16 protein-coding genes and 1 pseudogene are annotated in these 19556 nt (G+C 70.4%); 16 read left to right on the top strand and 1 reads right to left on the bottom strand.

Features of this window, described 5'->3' with window-relative positions; genetic code table 11:
- The first annotated feature begins 363 nt into the window (after positions 1–363).
- From ACWGIC_RS35445 to metH, 13 genes and pseudogenes are all read left to right on the top strand, one after another.
- A complete protein-coding gene (locus ACWGIC_RS35445) occupies positions 364–1893 on the top strand; it encodes a sugar ABC transporter ATP-binding protein (protein WP_452080294.1) in 1530 nt (509 codons plus the stop codon).
- Complete coding sequence (locus tag ACWGIC_RS35440; RefSeq protein WP_452080293.1) at positions 1890–2879, top strand: ABC transporter permease; 990 nt, start codon at positions 1890–1892, stop codon at positions 2877–2879. The genes ACWGIC_RS35445 and ACWGIC_RS35440 overlap by 4 nt, the downstream gene beginning before the upstream one ends.
- A 24-nt stretch (positions 2880–2903) precedes the next feature.
- Positions 2904–3914: a substrate-binding domain-containing protein gene (locus tag ACWGIC_RS35435; protein WP_452080292.1), complete on the top strand. Its 1011-nt coding sequence runs from the start codon at positions 2904–2906 to the stop codon at positions 3912–3914.
- Positions 3915–3917: 3 nt separating this feature from the next.
- Positions 3918–5324: an L-fucose/L-arabinose isomerase family protein gene (locus ACWGIC_RS35430; protein WP_452080291.1), complete on the top strand. Its 1407-nt coding sequence runs from the start codon at positions 3918–3920 to the stop codon at positions 5322–5324.
- A 56-nt stretch (positions 5325–5380) separates the two neighbouring features.
- On the top strand, positions 5381–5695 hold the full coding sequence (locus ACWGIC_RS35425) for a hypothetical protein (protein ID WP_452080290.1): 315 nt from the start codon (positions 5381–5383) through the stop codon (positions 5693–5695).
- Positions 5696–6172: 477 nt separating this feature from the next.
- Entirely contained in the window at positions 6173–6586 is a 414-nt protein-coding gene (locus ACWGIC_RS35420) for an SsgA family sporulation/cell division regulator (protein WP_037818751.1), read from the top strand.
- Positions 6587–6947: 361 nt separating this feature from the next.
- Positions 6948–7283 (top strand): STAS domain-containing protein, encoded by a 336-nt coding sequence (locus ACWGIC_RS35415; RefSeq protein WP_452080289.1) that lies wholly within the window; start codon positions 6948–6950, stop codon positions 7281–7283.
- 43 nt (positions 7284–7326) lie between these two features.
- A complete protein-coding gene (locus ACWGIC_RS35410; RefSeq protein ID WP_452080288.1) occupies positions 7327–8166 on the top strand; it encodes an aldo/keto reductase in 840 nt (279 codons plus the stop codon).
- Between the two features lie 47 nt (positions 8167–8213).
- The gene (locus ACWGIC_RS35405) at positions 8214–9221 is read left to right on the top strand and encodes a glycosyltransferase family 4 protein (RefSeq protein WP_452080287.1); all 1008 of its coding nucleotides are present in this window, start codon (positions 8214–8216) and stop codon (positions 9219–9221) included.
- Positions 9221–10030, top strand: a pseudogene (locus tag ACWGIC_RS35400) (lysylphosphatidylglycerol synthase transmembrane domain-containing protein); the annotation flags it as partial. The gene ACWGIC_RS35405 and the pseudogene ACWGIC_RS35400, both read left to right, overlap by 1 nt.
- An 83-nt stretch (positions 10031–10113) precedes the next feature.
- The gene (locus ACWGIC_RS35395) at positions 10114–11604 is read left to right on the top strand and encodes a carboxylesterase/lipase family protein (protein ID WP_452080286.1); all 1491 of its coding nucleotides are present in this window, start codon (positions 10114–10116) and stop codon (positions 11602–11604) included.
- A 4-nt stretch (positions 11605–11608) separates the two neighbouring features.
- Entirely contained in the window at positions 11609–12211 is a 603-nt protein-coding gene (locus tag ACWGIC_RS35390) for a maleylpyruvate isomerase N-terminal domain-containing protein (protein ID WP_452080285.1), read from the top strand.
- Between the two features lie 140 nt (positions 12212–12351).
- Complete coding sequence (gene metH / locus ACWGIC_RS35385; protein WP_452080284.1) at positions 12352–15957, top strand: methionine synthase; 3606 nt, start codon at positions 12352–12354, stop codon at positions 15955–15957.
- 83 nt (positions 15958–16040) lie between these two features.
- Here the strand turns inward: metH and ACWGIC_RS35380 are convergent, their stop codons facing one another.
- A complete protein-coding gene (locus tag ACWGIC_RS35380; RefSeq protein WP_452080283.1) occupies positions 16041–16454 on the bottom strand; it encodes a MarR family winged helix-turn-helix transcriptional regulator in 414 nt (137 codons plus the stop codon).
- A gap of 58 nt (positions 16455–16512) precedes the next feature.
- Between ACWGIC_RS35380 and ACWGIC_RS35375 the strand changes: the two genes are divergently transcribed.
- The 3 genes from ACWGIC_RS35375 to ACWGIC_RS35365 all read left to right on the top strand — a co-directional run bounded on the left by ACWGIC_RS35375 (position 16513) and on the right by ACWGIC_RS35365 (position 19553).
- Complete coding sequence (locus ACWGIC_RS35375; protein WP_452080282.1) at positions 16513–17031, top strand: DUF6790 family protein; 519 nt, start codon at positions 16513–16515, stop codon at positions 17029–17031.
- Positions 17032–17072: 41 nt separating this feature from the next.
- The gene (locus ACWGIC_RS35370) at positions 17073–18668 is read left to right on the top strand and encodes an FMN-binding glutamate synthase family protein (protein WP_452080281.1); all 1596 of its coding nucleotides are present in this window, start codon (positions 17073–17075) and stop codon (positions 18666–18668) included.
- Between the two features lie 510 nt (positions 18669–19178).
- Positions 19179–19553 carry an STAS domain-containing protein gene (locus tag ACWGIC_RS35365; protein WP_452080280.1) on the top strand — a complete coding sequence of 125 codons (375 nt, stop codon included), beginning with the start codon at positions 19179–19181 and terminating at the stop codon, positions 19551–19553.
- Positions 19554–19556 lie beyond the last annotated feature (3 nt).

The following is a 19556-nucleotide window of genomic DNA, read 5'->3' as shown; positions in this document are numbered from 1 at the left end:
CGTGAGGGGAACCCTGAGGGAATCAGATTCCCTCAGGGTGGCCCTCACGGACCTCAGACACGGGCAGATGAGGGTGAATCAGGCATTTCGGTGGCAGTGGCGTCACTTGTGGACGGTCAGCGAGACTGAGGCCACGCGGCTTAAGTTCCTGCCATTGACTCTGATTCCCTCAGGACCCCCTCGCGAACTTTCGTCTCGCGCGCCGCGTTCGGGGCCGCCTCGGTCGAGCAGGCCCTGGCGGGCGGAACCGGAGCCGACACTCCCCACAACCTGGGAAAATGTGACCCTTGACACTCCGGTGGGGTGCCCCTACCGTCGCGGGTAATCGATTTCTCGACGTGGGGCGGGCCGAGAGGGCGGGACATGGGCGACGGTGGCGCCGCGCTGGTCGAGCTGGCCGGCGTCAGCAAGACCTACGGCGGGGTGCGTGCCCTGGGCGCGGTGGACTTCACCGCGGCGAAGGGGGAGGTGCACGCACTGCTGGGCGAGAACGGGGCAGGCAAGTCCACGCTGCTGAAGATCTTGTCCGGAGAGATCGCCGCGGGGGAGGGGGCGATCCGGATCGCGGGGGAGGCGGTCCGGTTCGCCCGCCCGGCCGACGCGCGCCGCGCCGGGGTCGCGATGATCCACCAGGAACTCGACCTCGTGCCCGCGCTTTCGGTGGCGGAGAACGTCTTCCTCGGCCGCGAACCGCACACCAGGGGCGGCACGGTCGACCGGAAGCGGATGGTCGCCGCCACGCGCGAGGTGCTGGAGCGTTCCGGCGTCGACCTCGATCCGCGTACGCCGGTCGAACGGCTGCGCACCGGCGAACAGCAGCTCGTCACCATCGCGAAAGCCCTGTCGCTGGACGCCCGGATCCTGTTGATGGACGAACCCACGTCGGCGTTGTCGCCGCGCGAGGTGGAGCGGCTGTTCACGGTCATCGACCAGTTGCGCGCCGACGGGGCCGCGATCGTCTACGTATCGCACCGGATGGACGAGATCGGCCGGGTCGCGGACCGCGCGACCGTGCTGCGCAACGGCGAGGTGGTCGCGGAGTTCAGCGCGGCGGAGCTGACCGCCGAGCGGGCCGCCGAGGCGATGGTGGGCCGTCCGGTGCACCTGATGTTCCGCGCGGACAGCGTGTCCGAACCGGATCAGGACGACGTCCTGCGCGTGGAGGATCTCGTGGTGCGGCCGCGCGCCGGGCGACGGGAGCCGGACGGGATCAGCCTCACGGTCCGGGCCGGGGAGATCGTCGGGGTCGCCGGGTTGCTCGGCGCGGGCCGGACGGAACTGCTGGAGACGCTGTACGGCGCTTCCGGCGGAAAGCTGGTCGGCGGGCGGATCTTCCTGCGCGGCAAGGAGTTCCGGCCGCGTTCGCCGCGCCGGTCGCTGCGGTCCGGGATCGCGTTCGTGCCGGAGGACCGGCGGATCGCGGGGCTGGCGCTGGAGCATTCCGTCGTGGCGAACACCGTGCTGTCCATTGTGGACCGGCTGGCGCGGTTCGGGATCGTGCCCGGACGCCGCGAGCGGGAGGTGGCCGGGGAAGAGGCGGGGCGGCTCGGCGTGAAACTCGGGTCGCTCGCGGATCCGGTGGGTTCGCTGTCCGGCGGGAACCAGCAGAAAGTGGTGCTGGGCCGGGCGTTGCTCACCGAACCGGTGTTGCTGCTGCTGGACGAGCCGACGCGCGGCGTGGACGTCGGGGCGAAGGCGGAGATCTACCGGCTGCTCGGCGAGGCCGCGAGGAGCGGCGTCGGCGTGCTGCTGGCGTCGTCGGAACCGGCTGAACTAGTCGGCGTGTGCGACCGCGTGGTGGTGCTGCGCGGCGGACGCAGCGTGCACGAGCTGGACACCGCCAGTGCCGGGGAAGCGGAATTGCTCGCCGCGTCGATGGGAGACGTCCGGTGACCGGGCGTTCCGTGCTGGCCGCGGTGTTCCGGTTCCAGAGCGTCTTCGGGCTCGTTCTCGTCTTCGCCGCCGCGATCGTCTTTTCCCCGCACCGCGACGGCGAGCTGGTGTTTCTCGGCAGCGGCAACCTGCTCGACGTCGTCCGCGCCATTTCCGAGATCGGCATCATCGCGGTCGGCATGACGCTGGTGATCCTGGTCGGCGGCATCGACCTGTCGGTGGGCTCGGTGATGGGGCTGGCCAGCGTCGGCGTCGCGCTGCTGCTCACCAGCGGCGGCTGGGGGCTCGTGCCGGGCGTGCTGCTGATCCTCGCGCTCGGCTTCGGTTTCGGGCTGCTGCAAGGGATCGCGAGCGCACGGTTCCGGATCCAGTCGTTCATCGTCACGCTCGCCGGGATGCAGATCGCGCGCGGGATCGCCCGGATGTGGTCCGGCGGCCACGGCGTTTCGATCGCCTACGGAGACGGTCCCGGCGAGGCTTCGGTGCCGTTCTCGCTGCTGGGCGAGCGGACGTTCGGCGGCGTGGTGCCGATCCCGGCGCTGTTCTTCGTGGTCGTCGCGGTGCTGGCGGTGCTGGTGCTGCGGTCGAGCGCGTTCTCCCGGCACGTGTACGCGATCGGCGGCAACGAAAAGGCCGCGGTGCTGTCCGGGGTGCCGGTGATCCGGGTGAAAGTGCTGGTCTTCGGGCTGTGCGGGCTGCTCGCCGCGCTGGCCGGGATCGTCCATGCGGGACAGTACAACTTCGGCGGCCCCAACGACGGCACCGGCTACGAGCTGAACGCCATCGCGGCCGTCGTGATCGGCGGGACCAGCCTGTCCGGCGGGCGCGGGTCGGTGTCCGGCACCGTCGCGGGCGCCTTGCTGGTCGGCGTGCTCGACAACATTCTCCAGCTCAACGACATCGATTCGAACGTCCAGCTGATCGTGGTCGGCGTGGTGATCGTGCTCGCCGCGGGCCTGCAGCGGCTGCGCCCGGCCACGGCATAGGACGTTCGGGGAAAAGAGGAGCAGATGTCCGGCATCCTCCGCGGCGGGACGGTACTGGCGGGGCTGGCCCTCGTCTCGGCCGTCACCGCGTGCGGCACCACCCACGAGAACGCGCCGGGCGCGGCGTCCGGCACCGCGCCGTCCGCGAAACAGTGCCAAGGCGCGGGAGGCAAGTACAAAATCGGGATGAGCCAGGCGAATCTCGCCGAACCGTACCGCGTCCGGATGGACGACGACGTCCGCAAGGCCGCGGGCGGCGTGCCGCAGTTCAGCGTCAGCTACGCGGATGCCGCACAGGACAACGCGAAACAGGTCGAGCAGGTCAACACCTTCCTCACCCAGGGCATCGACCTGCTGATCATCAGCCCGAACGAGGCGACGCCGCTCACCAGCGTGGTGAAGAAGGCGTACGAAAAGGGGATTCCGGTGCTCGTGCTGGACCGGAAGGTCGACGGCGACGGGTACACGTCCTTCATCGGCGCGGACAACGTGGACATCGGCCGCCAGGCGGGCAAGTTCTTCGCCGAGAAATTGCTGCCGCACGGCGGGAAAGTCGTCGAATTGAAGGGGCTCGCCGGGTCGACGCCCGCCAAGGAACGCAGCGACGGGTTCAACCAGGGCATCACCGATCGCAACATCACCGTGGTGGGCAGCGCGGACGCGGATTGGCTGCGGGACAAGGGACAGCAGCAGGCGGACGCGTTGCTGAAGGCGCATCCGGACGCGCAGGCGATGTTCTCCGAGAACGACCCGATGGCCGAGGGCGCGCGCATCGCCGCGCAGAACGCGGGCCGCGCGGACCTGCCGATCGTCGGCATCGACGGCCTGCCGGTGCCCGAGGGCGGCATCAAAGCGGTGGAGGCGGGCCGGCTGTCGGCGACGTTCCTCTATCCCACTGGCGGCAAGGAAGCCGTTGCGGCAGCGAAGAAACTGCTCGTCGACTGCCAGACCGTGCCCAAGACGCAGACCCTGCCCACCCGCCTGGTGACGCGCGACAACGCCGCCCAGGTGTACGCCGAGCTGAACCGGAGCTGACCTATGGCGCGAATCGGTGTCCTTGCCGTATCCGACGGACGCGACCACGTGCACCGGCGGAACACCGGCTTCATCCGGTCCAAAGCGGACGAGTTCACCGCCGCGTTGACCGAGGCGGGGCATGACGTCGTCACCGGCGGACTGGTCGCCACGAACACCACCGCCACCGCGGCCGCGCGCTCGGTCGCCGCGAGTTCGGTGGACGTGACCGTGCTGTACTACGCGGTCTGGGCGTTCCCGCACTTCACCATGCTGGCCGCGGACGCGACGCCGGGCCCGCTGCTGCTCGTCGCGAGCACCGACCCGACCGAGCCCGGCCTGGTGGGGATGCTTGCCGCCGGAGGCGCGCTCGACCAGATCGGCCGGGCGCACACTCGTTTGTGGGGCGCGCCTTCCGACCCGGAGCTGATCGCCGAAGTCGGCGCGCACGCGAGCGCCGCGGCAGCGGTCGGGTCGCTGCGCGGTTCGACGTTCGGCCGCTTCGGCGGGCGGCCGATGGGCATGAACACCGCGGTGGCCAACACCGATCAGTGGATGCGCCAATTCGGCGTGGACGTCGAGGAAATCGACCAGTACGAACTGGTCCGCCGCGCGGAATCCGGCAGTTCTGAGGAAGCAGCGCACGGCCGGAAATGGCTGGAACAACACGCCACCGTGCATTACGACGGCGATCGGCTCACCCCGGAATTGCTGGAACGCCAACTGCGCCTGTACCTGGCGGTGCGCGACGTCGCCGCCGAACGGCACCTGGATTTCTCCGGCATCAAAGCACAACCGGAACTGACCGAGCACTTCGCGACCGCCGATGTCGCGGAGGCGCTGCTCAACGATCCTTACGACTGGAACGGTCCCAAAGCCGTGCACGTCACCGCGACCGAGGCGGACATGGACGGCGCGCTGACCATGCAGCTGATGCACCGGATCACCGGGACGCCGGTGCTGTTCGCCGACGTCCGGCACTACCACCCGGACCGGGACGTGTGGGATTTGTGCAACTCCGGCCAGCACGCGACGTGGTTCGCGGCGCGAAGCGAGGATCCCGCGGAAAACCTCGCCAAGGTGCACCTGTATCCGGAGGTGTTCTTCTTCCCGGCGGGCGGCGCTTCCGTGCAGCACATCGCCGCCCCGGGCCGGATGACCCTGGCGCGGCTGAGCCGATCGGCCGGGGAATACCGGATGCAGCTGGTGCTCGGGGAATTCGAAAACTACGACGAGCGGACGACGGAGGAACTGGTGTCGCGGTCCACGCGGGAGTGGCCGCACGCCTTCGCCCGCCTGGACGTCGCGGCGGAGACGTTTCTGTCGCGCTTCGGGGCGAATCACGTGCACGCGGTGCCGGGGGACCGGAGGAAGGAACTGCGGGCGGCGGCCGGACTGCTGGGCGTGCGGCTGGAGGAGTGGAACCGGTGAACGGTTGAGCGTCCGCGGCGAGGACCGGTCCCGCCCCGCCTGGCAGGCTTCGCGACATGGGTGAACCGACGTCGACCAGAGCAGCCACCGCGGCGCTCGTGCTCAGCATCCTCAGCTGGCTCGTGTTCGTCGCGACTTACTCCGGCCGGAGCCTCGGCAGCGGTTTCGGCGACGCCGTGCACACCCAGCCGATCGCTGTTCTGGGGCCGTTGCTCTTGCCGCCGTTCGCAATTGTCTTCGGCCACCTCGGAATGCGCCGGGCCCGGGCCGGTGCTGGCTGCCGCGGCCGCGCGACCGCGGCATTGGTGCTGGGATATCTGGCGCTGGCGCTCGGGGCGGCCCGGCTCGTCTGCGCGGCGATGGCGCGTTGATCCGCTCCGGAGCCGGGACGAGCCGGGCCGGGTTCGCGCGACAGTGCCCGACAGGGGAGTCCGCTATCCGGCGAATGGCCGTTCGGCGCTTGTTCGCGGTGAACCCGGGCAGCCGCGCCAATCGAGTCGCCGTTCGGTTTTGAACCGTTTCGGCCCGGCCGATTTCCGGTCTCGTTTCAGCGGCGAAAACCGCGGTCTCCGTCGTCCTCGCCGAATCCGGGCCCGGCCGGATCCACGATCGTGGCCCTCCGTTTTCGCAGGTCGCGGCCGCTCTCGCCCAGCACGGGCGCGCAGGGACGCACTGCCCGTTCCTGCTGTCAATGCTGCCCTTGCGTAGCCAACTGAGACGTAGATCTCCACCGTTGGAGTGAAATCCGCCCGGTTGGGCAGCTTAGGCTCTTACGGCGCGTTACTACTTGAGAAACATTCACTTCGGTCCGGACAGGTTCGCGACCGGGTAACGAGGGAGGCGCCGTCGTGGAAACCGAACCGCAGGTCGTCCGCGCGACGATCATCTTCGGGCTGCGCACGTTCGGGTCCGTTCCGCTGCCGGTGCGCGCCGATCTGGAATACGACCCGGCGGATCCGTTCGCCGTGTCGGTCGGCTACCACGCCGGCGGCGGGGTCGTGCGCTGGCTGTTCGGGCGGGATCTGCTCGCCGACGGCCTGCTCGCCCCCGCGGGCGACGGCGACGTCCAGGTCCGGCCCGCCGCCGACGACAGCCGCGTGCTCGTCGAGCTGAACGCTCCGGACGGATCGGCCGTCCTGGAAGCGGCGGCGAACGAACTCGCCGATTTCCTCGACCGCACCTACGACGAGGTCCCGGTCGGCTCCGAAGACCGCTGCTTCGACTTCGACGAGGAACTGGCGAAGCTCGCCCTCCGCGACTGACGGTCCACAGTGGACTCCCGTCTCGGCGGGCAGTTCGCGGCCCGGCCGTCGATCGAGCGGGCTGGCACCGGCCAGGCGACCCGCGAGTGAACGGCCGATGAACTGATTCGGGCACCCGCCGGGCAAACCGGCGGGCTGCCGCCACTCGCCCGGCCGGACCCAGCCGCTGCGCGGCCCGGCGGAAACCCCTGGCGGGCAGGCACCCCCCGAACAGGCGGACTCAGCAGCCGCGTGAGTGAACCTTCCCGTTGCCCGGGTTGACCGCACTGGCAGAACGCGTACGGTCGCCAGTGTTGGCTGTTGTCCAGGACATACTGCGGTCAGCGCCCCAAGCAGGTCTCTGCGAAAGGAGCGCAAACCCATGACTCACCATCTTCCGGGCGTCACCGCCCCGGTGGAATTGACTGTCCGCGCGGCGAGGCGGGCGGACGTGATCCACCTCGCCTTGGCCGGCGACCTCGACGCGGCCACCGCACACGTTTTCGAAGCGGCCGTCGCACCGTTGACCGGGCCGGTGGTCGTCGATCTGTCCGGCGTCGCGTTCCTGAGCTGCGCGGGCGTCCGCGCCCTGCTCGACGCGCACGAGCGGATTCCGGAACTCGCCGTCGTGCCCGGGACGGCACACGCGGTCCGGCGCTGTCTCGCGGTGACCGGCGCGGGCGAAATACTGGCCCTCGGCGAGACTGTCGCTGCCTGATCGAGCGAGTTTCGCCGCCGCCGGGCACGGGTAGGTCGCCGACATGACGATCGAGACGAACCGCGTTCCGCAGCTAGAACTCAACAACGGCGTCCGGATTCCGCAGTTCGGCCTGGGCGTCTTCCAGATCCCGCCGGAGGAGACGGCCGCGGCGGTGCGCGAAGCGCTGGAAGCGGGGTACCGGCACCTCGACACGGCGCAGATGTACCGCAACGAGGAAGGCGTCGGCGAGGGCATCCGCGATTCCGGCGTGCCGCGCGAGGAAATCTTCGTCACCACGAAGCTGGCGAACGACGCGCAGGGCCACGACAACGCGATCAACGCGCTGGAGGGCAGCCTGCAGCGGCTCGGTTTGGACTACGTCGACCTCTACCTGATCCACTGGCCGCTGCCGAAACAGGACAAGTACGTGGCGACCTGGCACGGTTTCGAGGAACTTCACCGCGCCGGCAAGGCCCGCGCGATCGGGGTGTCCAACTTCCAGGTCGCGCACCTGGAACGGCTGGCCGCCGAATCGCCGACGGTGCCCGCGGTGAACCAGATCGAGCTGCATCCCGCGCTGCAGCAACCGGAACTGCGCGCCTACCACGAGGCGCACGGCATCGTGACCGAGGCGTGGAGCCCGCTCGCCCAGGGCGAGGTGCTCGAAGACCCGCTGCTGGCGGAACTGGCGGAGAAACACGGCAAGACGCCCGCCCAGATCGTGCTGCGCTGGCACGTGCAGCTCGGCAACGTCGTGTTCCCGAAGTCCTCGTCGCCGAAGCGGATGCGGGAGAACATCGACATCTTCGACTTCTCCCTCAGCGACAGCGACCTGGACGTCCTCAGCGGCCTCGACGAAGGCCGTCGCACCGGCCCCGACCCGGACACGTTCGAAGGCTGAACCAGACCGCCCCGTCGCCCGTTGTCTCCTTCGAGGAGGGAGGCAGCGTGCGACTGTCCTGTTTCGTGGTGCCCGGCGACGTCGACGACCGCAGCGTGCCCAGCGGCGGCAACACCTACGACCGCCGCGTCGCCGAGCACTTGCCGGTACGGCTGCGACCGGTCGACGGCACCTGGCCGGACCCTGGCGAGGACGCGAGGCGTCAGCTGGACCAGGTTCTCGCCGAGGTCCCCGACGGTGCGAAAGTGCTGCTCGACGGCCTGGTCGCCTGCGGAGTGCCGGATGTGCTCGCCCCGCACACGGCCCGGCTCGACCTGGCTGTGCTCGTCCATCTGCCGCTGGCGGACGACAGCCCGCACCGCGCGGCCGACCTCGACGCCCGCGAACGGGAGACCCTCCGGCTCGCGAACCAGGTCATCGTCACCAGCCCAGCCGCCGCCCGCGCCGTCGAGAGCCGCCACGGCCTCGCCGCCGTCCACGTCGCCCCGCCCGGGACCGATCCGGCCCCGCGAGCGTCCGGGACCGACGGGGTGTCCCAGCTGATCTGCGTCGCCGCGGTGACCCCGCGCAAGGGACAGGACGTCCTCATCCAAGCACTGTCCGAAGTGGACGGTCTGCGTGTGGACTTCGTCGGCTCGCGCACCCGAAACCCGGCCTACGCCACCAGCTTGAGCCACCCCCGAGCCCGCTTCACCGGCCCACTCTCCGGGGCAGCGCTGGAAGCCGCTTACGACCGAGCCGACCTGCTGGTCTTGCCCTCGCACGCGGAGACCTACGGCATGGTCGTCACCGAAGCGCTCGCACGCGGGATTCCGGTACTGGCCTCGGACGTCGGCGGCGTTCCGGACGCTCTCGGCCGCGCACCGGACGGCGAGCAACCCGGCGTCCTCGTCCCGCCTGGCGACCCGGCTGCGCTGGCGACCGCGCTCCGAAGCTGGCGTGACGACCCTGACCTGCGGAAACGACTCCGTGCCGCGGTGCTCGCGCGAGCGCGCACACTGGAGGGGTGGCCCGCCGCTGCGGCGCGGCTGGGCGGAATCTTGGCGGTGGGTTGATGCGGTGGCTGCGACTGATGGCCGGGGCCGCGCTCATCGCCGCACTGTGGTGGCGGTTCGGCACCGGCGCTTTCGCCGGAGGTCTGCGCGCGCTGGGGCCCGGTCCGATCGCAACAGCGCTGGTCATCGGGGTGATCACCACCCTCGCGAGCGCCGCGCGCTGGCGGCTGGTCGCGGCTCGGCTAGGGCTGCGCCTGCCGTTCCGCGAAGCCGTCGGCGACTACTACGGCGCGCAGTTCCTCAACGGCGTCCTACCGGCAGGCGTGCTCGGCGACGTCCACCGCGCGGTGCAGCACGGCCGACGATCCGGCGACGTCGGTCGTGGCGTCCGGGCAGTTGTGCTTGAACGCGCCGCCGGGCAAACGGTGGTGGTCGTCGCCGGACTGGCGGTCGTGGTCTTCCGGCCGGAGCTGCTGCCGCGCCAGGTGCTCATCTGCCTGGGGATCGTGGCCGCGGCGCTGGTCGTCGTGGCGGTCGCGATGCGGCAACGGCTGCGGCAGGTCTGGGCGGCCGACCTCCGGGCCGGTGTGCTCGGTGCGTGGCCCGGCGTCACCGGCTGGTCCGTGCTCGCGGTGGCCGGGCACCTGACGCTGTTCGTGGTCGCCGCCCGGGCAGCTGGCGCGACCGCGCCGTTGAGCGTTCTGCTGCCGCTGCTGGTGCTCGCGTTGCTGGCGATGGGGATGCCGTTGAACGTCGGCGGGTTCGGCCCGCGCGAGGGGACCGCGGCGGTTTCGTTCGCCGCTGCCGGACTGGGCGCGGAGCAGGGCGTGACGGTCGCGGTCGGCTACGGCGTCCTCGGTCTGGTCTCGACGCTGCCCGGCGGGGTGGTTCTCGTGCTCCGCCGGATGATCCGGCCGCCGGACCCGGAGGCCCGGCCGGTATCGTCCGGCCGGTGGCAGCGGCTTTTCGGGGGATTCGGCGACGGTGGTTCGCGGCGCTGGCCGTCGTCCCCGTTCTGGCCGGGGCGGCCTGCGCGGCTTCGGACGCGTCCATCAGCCGGGCCGGAGACGTCGTGCACACCGCGGCCGGCGCCGTCCGCGGCAGTGTCGCTCCCGATCACCGGCTCTTCCAAGGCATCCCGTACGCGGCCGCACCTGTCGGCGAGCGGCGCTGGCAGCCGCCCGCCCCGGTCGAGCCCTGGACGGGGGAGCGGGACGCCGCGAAACCAGGGCCCCGCTGTCCGCAAGCCGCCGCCGGAGCAGTGACCAGCGAGGACTGCCTCTACCTCAACGTATGGACCCCGCCGTCCGGCCAGACTGGGCGGCCGGTCCTGGTGTGGCTGCACGGCGGCGCGTTCCTCGGCGGCGGCGGAGACCGTTACGGAGCCGGGCGGCTCGTCGAGCGCGGCGACGCGGTGGTCGTCACGCTCAACTACCGGCTCGGCGCGCTCGGGTTCCTCGCCGACCCGTCGCTGGGCCGGGAGCCGGGGAACTACGGCTTCCTCGACCAGCAGCAGGCACTGCGGTGGGTGCGCGACAACATCGAATCCTTCGGCGGCGACCCGAACCAGGTGACGATCGCGGGGGAGTCCGCGGGCGGGATGTCGGTGTGCGACCACCTCGTCGCCCCCGGCTCGCGCGGGCTGTTCCGGGCAGCGATCATCCAAAGCGGACCGTGCCAGGCGCAGGCGACGCTGCCCGCCGCCGAGCGCAAGAGCGTCGAGTACGCCGCCGCGCACGGTTGCCCGGACCGCGCGACCGCCGCGGAATGCTTGCGGGCGTTGCCAGTCGAGAAACTCCTCGACGCCCCGGGGTACGGCTCGATCGCGGGCATCGAGATGCCCGGACCGGTCACCGGCGGCTCAGTGCTGCCCGGCAAGGTTCCGGCGACTCCGGTGCCGGTCCTGCTGGGCACGACGCACGACGAGTTCACGTACTTCCTCGCCGAGCAGGCGGCGGCCGGTCGCGAAATCACCCGGCACGGCTACCCGCAAGCGCTTGCGAATGTTTTCCCCAACGCGGCCGCGGTCGCTCGCGAATACCCGGTGGATGCGTTCAGCGGCAACGCTTCCCTCGCGTACGCGGCGGTGGTCACCGACTGGGCCTTCGCCTGCCCGACCGCGCGCCTCGCCAGTTCGCTGCCGAGCGTGTCGACGTACGAGTTCAACGACCCGACCTCACCGGCCGCGGGCGCGCTGCGGGCACCGTTCCCGCTCGGGGCCACGCACACCTCGGAACTGCCGTACCTGTTCGATTTCGACGGCCGGCCAACAGCTTTCACCCCAGCGCAGCAACGGCTCGCGGACCGGATGGCGGACGACTGGACCGCGTTCGTCCGCGGCGGTCCGACTGGGCAGGCTGTCGCGTATCGGCCAGGCGGCGCACAGCCGCTGACCGGATTCGCGAAAGATCACCACTGCGGCTTCTGGGCTTCTCTACGCTGACCCGATGACCGTGCGCGCCGAAGACCTCGACGAAGCCCTCGCCTGCGTATCCGCCGCTCTCGAGCCCGTCACCGGCGGCGACTGGACCCGTCCGGCCGGCGACCTCGACTGGGATTGCCGTTACACCGCAGAGCACCTCGGCGACACCCTCCTGTCCTACGCTGCCCAAGTCGTGAGCCGTCCGGCCGACCATTACGTGCGCTTCCTGGCCAAAACCGACGCCGACGCGTCCCCGGCCGAACTGCTCGAATTCGCCCTGACCGGCGGGCGGCTCCTCGCCGCCGCGGTCCGCGACAGCCAGCCGGACGAACGCGCCTACCACCCGACCGGAAACTCCGATCCGGCCGGTTTCGCCGCGATGGGCTGCGTGGAGCTCCTGCTGCACGGCGACGACATCGCCCAGGGCCTCGGCGTCGCCATCGACCCGCCGCGCGACGTCTGCGCCCGCGTCGTCGCGCGGCTTTTCCCCGAGCAGGAGCCGATTCCCGACGCGTGGGACGCGCTGCGCTGGTGCGCCGGCCGGATCGACCTGCCCGGACGGGGCAGGCGGACCGGCTGGAAGTGGCGGGGCAGCCCGCTCGAGGACCGCTCGATTCCCGAGGAGTGAACAGGCCTGCCCGCGGGCTGGTCACATCCGGTAGTCTTGTCCACCAGGTCGAGAGGCGCTGCAACGGACCGGTGGTCCGCCACGCTCGGCCGGCACCACCATCCCCAAGGGCGCCTCCGTGGACTCATGCGGAGGTGGCGATGACCCAGAACCTGCGGAACCTGCTCGACCAGCGCGTCGTCGTGCTCGACGGGGCCTGGGGCACGATGCTGCAGGGCGCCGGTCTCACACCCGAGGACTACCGGGCGGACTGGCTCGAAGGGCACGAGAAGGACGTCACCGGCGACCCGGACCTGCTGAACCTCACGCGGCCGGACGTCGTGCTCGACGTGCACCGCCAGTACCTCGCCGCGGGCGCGGACATCACCACCACCAACACGTTCACCGCCACCAGCATCGGCCAGGCCGACTACGGCCTGCAGGACCGGGTGCGCGAGATGAACCTGCGCGCCGCGGAACTCGCGCGCCAGGCCGCGGACGAGTTCGGCAACCGGTTCGTGGCCGGGTCGATCGGCCCGCTCAACGTCACGCTGTCGCTGTCGCCGCGCGTCGAGGACCCGGCGTACCGCGCGGTCACTTACGAAGACGTCAAAGCGTCCTATGCCGAGCAGATCAAGGCGCTCGCCGACGGCGGCGTCGACCTGCTGCTGATCGAGACGATCTTCGACACCCTCAACTGCAAGGCCGCGATCACCGCGGCCCGCGAGGTCGCGCCGCACCTGCCGCTGTGGATCTCGGTGACCATCGTCGACCTGTCCGGCCGCACGCTCTCCGGGCAGACCGTCGAGGCGTTCTGGACCTCGGTCGCGCACGCGCGCCCGATGGTCGTCGGCGTCAACTGTTCGCTCGGCGCCGCCGAAATGCGCCCGCACGTGGAGGAACTGGCGAAACTCGCCGACACCTACACCGCGTGCCACCCGAACGCGGGCCTGCCCAACGCCTTCGGCGGCTACGACCAGACGCCGGAGGAGACCGGCGGCATGCTCGGCGAGTTCGCCGGGGCCGGGATGGTCAACATCGTCGGCGGCTGCTGCGGCACCTCGCCCGCGCACATCGCGAAGATCGCCGAGGCGGTCAAGGGCCTTCCGCCGCGGCCGGTGCCCGCGCACGAGGCGAGCACGCGGTTCTCCGGCCTCGAACCGTTCAAGATCGGCGCGGACACCGGGTTCGTGATGATCGGCGAGCGCACCAACGTCACCGGTTCGGCGAAGTTCCGCAGGCTGATCGAGGCGGGCGACCACCAGGCGGCGGTGGACGTCGCGCTGGAGCAGGTCCGCGGCGGCGCGAACCTGCTCGACGTCAACTTCGACGCCGACCTGCTCGAATCCGAGCAGGAGATGACGACATTCCTCAACCTGATCGCCACCGAGCCCGAGGTCGCGCGCATCCCGGTGATGATCGACAGCTCGCGCTGGAGCGTGCTGGAAGCCGGGCTCCGCTGCGTGCAGGGCAAGGGCGTGGTCAACTCGATCAGCCTCAAGGAAGGCGAGGGCCCGTTCCTGGAGCAGGCCCGCCGCATCCGCGACTACGGCGCCGGCGTCGTGGTGATGGCCTTCGACGAGAAGGGCCAGGCCGACACCGCCCAGCGCAAGGTCGAAATCTGTTCCCGCGCTTACGATCTGCTCACCCGCGAGGCCGGTTTCGCCGGCGAGGACATCATTTTCGACCCGAACGTGCTCGCCGTCGCCACCGGCATCAGCGAGCACAACGGGTACGCGAAGGCGTTCATCGAGGCGCTGCCGCTGATCAAGGAACGCTGTCCGGGCGCGCACACCTCCGGCGGCATCTCGAACCTGTCGTTCTCCTTCCGCGGCAACAACGTTGTCCGCGAAGCGATGCACTCGGCGTTCCTGTTCCACGCCGTGCGCGCCGGGCTCGACATGGGCATCGTGAACGCAGGCCAGCTCGCGGTGTACGAGGACATCCCGAAGGATCTGCTCGAACTGGTCGAGGACGTCCTGTTCGACCGCCGCCCGGACGCCACCGACCGGCTCGTGGAGTTCGCCGAGACGGTCAAGGGCAGCGGCACCAAGCGCGTGGTCGACCTGTCCTGGCGCGAAAACCCGGTGGCGGAACGGCTTTCGCACGCGCTGGTGCACGGCATCGTGGACTTCATCGAGGAGGACACCGAGGAGGCCCGGCAGTCGTTCGCCCGGCCGCTCGAGGTGATCGAGGGCCCGCTGATGGACGGCATGAAGATCGTCGGCGACCTCTTCGGCTCCGGCAAGATGTTCCTGCCGCAGGTCGTGAAAAGCGCGCGGGTGATGAAGCGTTCGGTGGCCTACCTCGAGCCGTACATGGAGGCGGAGAAGGCCAAACTGCAGGCCGAGGGCCGCTTCGAGACGACTCGCGGGCAGGGCAAGGTCGTGCTCGCCACGGTCAAGGGCGACGTGCACGACATCGGCAAGAACATCGTCGGCGTCGTGCTGGGCTGCAACAACTACGAGGTGATCGACCTCGGCGTGATGGTGCCCGCGGCGAAGATCCTCGACACCGCGGTCGCCGAGCACGCGGACGTCGTCGGGCTGTCCGGGCTGATCACGCCTTCGCTGGACGAGATGGTGTCGGTCGCGCAGGAAATGCAGCGGCGCGGGTTGAAGCTGCCGCTGCTGATCGGCGGCGCGACCACCTCGAAGCAGCACACCGCGGTCAAGATCGCCCCGGCGTACGACCACACGACGGTGCACGTGCTCGACGCTTCCCGCGTGGTCGGCGTGGTGTCCGACCTGCTCGACACCGACCGCGCCGACGCGCTGGACACCGCCAACCGCGCGGAGCAGCAGCGGCTGCGCGTCCAGCACGAAAACCGGCACGCGACGCCGATGCTGACGCTGGAACAGGCCAGGGCGAACGCCGAGAAGGTGTCGTTCGACGAGATCCCGACGCCGGAGTTCACCGGCGTGCGCGTGGCCGAGCCGTCGATTCCCGCGCTGCGCGAGATGATCGACTGGCAGTTCCTGTTCCTGGCCTGGGAACTGAAGGGCAAGTACCCGGCGATCCTCGACCAGCCGGTCGCGCGCGAGCTGTTCGACGACGCGAACCAGCTGCTGGACGAGATCATCGAGAACGGCTCGTTCACCGCGCGCGGCGCGTACGCGTTCTGGCCGGCGCATTCCGAGGGCGACGACATCCTGCTCGACGGCGAGTACTCGGACTGGAAGTTCCCGATGCTGCGCCAGCAGACGAAGAAGCCGGACGGCCGCGCGAACCGGTGCCTGGCCGACTACATCGCCCCGGCAGGCTCGGGCGACCACCTCGGCGGGTTCGCCGTCGCGATCCACGGCGCGGAGGATCTGGCCGGCCGCTACGAAGCCGAAAACGACGACTACCGGGCGATCATGGTGAAGGCGCTGGCGGACCGGCTGGCGGAGGCGTTCGCCGAATATCTGCACCTGGAGGCCCGCCGCCGCTGGTTCGAGCCGGACGTGCAGCCGGACCTCGCGGACCTGCACGCGGAACGCTTCCGCGGCATCCGCCCGGCGCTCGGCTACCCGGCGAGCCCGGACCACAGTGAGAAGAAGGACCTCTTCGAGCTGCTGGGAGCCAAGGAGCTGGGGATCGGGCTGACCGAGTCGTACGCGATGACCCCGGCCGCGGCGGTGAGCGGGCTGATCTTCGCGCATCCGGAATCGCGGTACTTCACGGTCGGCAGGCTCGGCCGCGACCAGATGGAGGACTACGCCGTCCGCCGCGGCGAGGAACTGTCCGAAGTGGAGCGGTGGCTGCGGCCCAACCTGGCTTACTGAGGTTTTCTCGGCAGCGAATCCGGCGGTGTCGCCGGATTCGCTGAGCCTCTGGGGGAACGACCGGTGCGGTCGTTCCCCCTTTTTCACGACAGCAGGTCGGCGAGCCGTTTCGTGTCGCGCAGGTACTGGTCGTACGGGAAGCCCGCCTCCAGCAAGCTGTCGCGCAGCTCGTCCTGCAGCGGTTTCCCGCTGTCGTGGAAGGCGGCCCGGCCCTTGTCGGTGAGGGTGACCAGCCGCCGCCGGGCGTGGTCGGGGTCTTGGCGCACCTGGACGAGCCCGGCCGATTCCAGCGGGCGCAGCGCGCGGCTGATCGCCGGGTCGGACACCGACATCGCCTGGGCCAGCTGATGCTGCGTCGCCGGTTCGATGTCTTCCACCGTGCCCAGCAGCCGGAGCTGGCTGTACGTCAGCCCTCCCGAGCTGTCCGCGCGCTGCCGCGCCGCCTCGCCCAGCAGGTACACCACTCGATGCAGGGCATCGCCCAGTCCGTCGTCCACGGAAGCGATCCTAGCAGAGTGTTGACTAGTTAATATTAACCATGCAAGACTTATCGGCATGGAGATCCCTTACGCAGCTCAGACCGCCTTCCCTCTGATCTGGCCGCTGATCGCGGTCGTCGGTGCGCTGGTCCGCACCCGCAACAGCCCGTCGGCGCGGGCGAGACTCGAAACCTGGCAGCGGTGGTGGGCCGTCGCCGCGCTCGGCTGCGGCAGCCTGTGGATGGTCTTCGCCTTCCTCGGCGCGCCGGGCGTGATGGCCGACACGATCGGGTTCGCCCGCTCGCCGTTCCAGTTCGAGATCGCGTTCGCCAACCTCGGGCTGGCGGTGATGGGCTTCCGCGCCGCCTCGCCCTCGGCCACTGACCGCGAACGCATCACTGTGGGCCTCGGAGCCGGAATGTTCCTGTGGGGCGCGCTGATCGGCCACGTGTACCAGTGGTTCGCCAACGGCGACCACGCGCCGGGCAACACCGGCGGCGTCCTGGTGTGCGACCTGCTGTTCCCGGCGGTGCTGATCTTCCTCGCGGTCCGCTCGCGGCGGCTGGCCGCGGCCAAGCAGCCCGAGCTTGTCTAGCCGGCCTGCGCGCCCCGGCCGCTGGGTTTAGTTTCGACGCCGTGGCAAGACTCAGTGTGGTCCGATTCGGACTGGTCGCCGGGCTGGTCGTGCTCGCGGCCGGGGCGGTGGCGCTCAGCGCGGCGGTGTCGGCGTGGTGGTGGTTTCTGGCGGTGCCGCTGCTGGTATTCGCGGCGACCGGAGTGTACGACGTGACTCAGCGGCGGCATTCGGTACTGCGGAACTATCCGGTGCTCGGGCATCTGCGCTTTCTCCTCGAAAGCATCCGGCCGGAAATGCAGCAGTACTTTGTGGAACGGAACTTCGACGGCCGACCGTACGACCGCGACGTCCGGTCCATTGTCTACCAGCGCGCCAAAGGCACTGCCGCGGAAGAACCATTCGGCACTGAGCGCGACGTGTACGCCGAGGGATACGAATTCCTCGTCCCGTCACTCGCGCCGGTGCCGGTTCCGGATACCGCGCCGCGAGTCCGGGTCGGCGGACCGGACTGTACGAAGCCGTACGAGATGGCGTTGCTGAACGTGTCCGCGATGAGCTTCGGTTCCTTGTCCGCCAACGCGATCCTCGCACTGAACCAAGGCGCCGCCCGCGGCGGTTTCGCCCACGACACCGGCGAGGGCGGACTGTCGGAATACCACCTGCGCGGCGGCGGCGACTTGATCTGGGAAATCGGGACCGGCTATTTCGGCTGCCGGACCTCGGAGGGCGAGTTCGACCCTTCGACCTTCGCCGACAAGGCCGCGCACGACGCGGTGAAATGCGTTTCGCTCAAACTTTCGCAAGGCGCCAAGCCCGGGATGGGCGGGGTGCTTCCGGGCAGCAAGGTGAACGCGGAAATCGCCCGGGTGCGCGAGGTTCCGCAGGGGGAGACCGTGATTTCCCCGCCGTACCACCGGGTTTTCTCGACGCCGCGGGAACTGGTGCTGTTCCTCGCCCGGATGCGCGAGCTGGCCGGCGGGAAACCGACCGGGTTCAAGCTTTGCGTCGGTTCGCGGGTGCAGGTGCTGGCGGTGTGCAAGGCGATGCTGGCGGAAGGGGTCACACCGGACTTCATCGTGGTCGACGGAGCCGAAGGCGGCACCGGCGCGGCCCCGCTGGAGTTCGCGGATCACCTTGGCACGCCGCTCACCGAGGGATTGCACATCGTCCACAACGCACTGGTCGGCACCGGATTGCGGGACCGGATCCGGCTCGGGGCGAGCGGGAAGGTCGCGACCGGGGCGGACGTGGTGAAGCGGCTGATCCAGGGCGCGGACTACACCAACGCGGCGCGGGCGATGATGTTCGCGGTGGGGTGCATCCAGTCGCAGCGCTGCCACACCAACAAATGCCCGGTGGGAGTCGCGACGCAGGATCCGCGCCGGGCCCGGGCGCTGGACGTCGGGGACAAGACCGAGCGGGTCCGGCGCTACCAGGAAGCGACGGTCGCCTCGGCGATGCGCATCATGGCGGCGATGGGGGTGTCGGACCCGCAGGACTTGACGCCGCGGTTGCTGCGGCGGCGGGTGGACGCGCGGACGGTGCTGTCGTACGCGCAGTGGTGCGATTGGCTTGAGCTCGGGCAGTTGCTGGCGGAGCCGCCTGAGGAGTGGGCGGAGGAATGGGCGGCGGCTGATCCGGACCGGTTCGCTTGACCTCGGGCTCGGTTGCGTTTGCCGGGCGGTTCGGCTGTGAAGCGGGTCCCTCCCGCGCCGGTTCCGGCCGCTCCGGCCACGCGCCCAATGCCACATCGGACGCGTCCCGCGCACCCAACGCCACGTTGGGTGCGTGCCGTGCACCCAACGCCACATTGGGTGCGTCCCGTGCCCCCAATGCCACGTTGGGTGCGTGCCGTGCACCGAATGTGGCGTTGGGTGCGTCAGATGCACCCAATGTGGCATTGGGGGCGGACCGGACGGGGGCGACGGGACCGGGCGCTCGCGGGTGGTTCCGGTCGGGTGACGGCGGCGTGCGCCCAGCTTTGTGGCGACAGTCCGGCGTGGTCGCCGCGCGCGGCCGATCCGCCCGTCGGGGTTGACCTGCCGTTTCCCCCGAGCATCCCCGCCCGGACCCCGCCGATGGCACAGCGCACCGCACAGCCGCGCGGGCCGCCGGGCGGGGGATCCACTGGCGATCCGTCCCACGATCGGGCACGATCGGCAATCGTGGCTTCGGGAGACGGACAGGATGCGGGCGACCTCGAGGTTTCCGTGCGGTGGCGGGGACCGGCCGCGGTCGTGACCGTGGGCGGCGAGATCGACCTGGTCACCGCGCCGGAACTGGGCGAGTTCGTGGGCGGGGTGCTCGATCGCGAGCCCGGCGTGCTGGTGGTCGACCTGCGCGCGGTCGACTTCCTCAGCTCGTCCGGGCTGCAGGTGCTGGCCGGCGCGCACCGCAAGCTCGACGCGGGCGCGTTGCGGGTGGTGAGCACGTCGTCGATCACCTCGCGCCCGTTCACCACCACCGGGCTCGACGAGTGGATCGGGCTGTTCCCTTCGGTCGACCAGGCGCTGGCCGGGGTCGCCGGAACGGGCGGCTGAGGC

Source organism: Amycolatopsis sp. NPDC054798 (assembly GCF_053611505.1).
This window is presented reverse-complemented; position numbering and strand designations above follow the sequence as displayed.